General features: G+C 34.4%; 1 protein-coding gene. It reads left to right on the forward strand.

What is annotated here, in order from left to right; genetic code table 11:
- Nucleotides 1-276 (forward strand): N-6 DNA methylase (locus tag KA858_RS05190; RefSeq protein WP_210135186.1); only part of this gene is annotated, 276 nt, incomplete at both ends.

Genomic DNA, 276 nt, shown 5'->3' on the forward strand with positions numbered 1-276 from the left:
GGCTAATGCAGGTAAAAAAGCAGGGGAATTCTATACACCACAACAAGTGTCTAAAATTTTAGCTAAGATTGTCACAACGAATAAACCTAATTTAAAAAATGTTTATGACCCAACATGTGGTTCAGGTTCATTATTGTTACGTGTTGGGCGTGAAGCTGATGTTCGCTTCTACTATGGTCAAGAATATAATAATACCACATTCAACTTAGCACGTATGAATATGTTGCTTCATGATGTGAACTATACGCGTTTTAAAATTGATAATGATGATACCTT

This window comes from Staphylococcus sp. GDX8P80P (genome assembly GCF_017893095.1).
GTDB classification, from domain to species: domain Bacteria; phylum Bacillota; class Bacilli; order Staphylococcales; family Staphylococcaceae; genus Staphylococcus; species Staphylococcus borealis.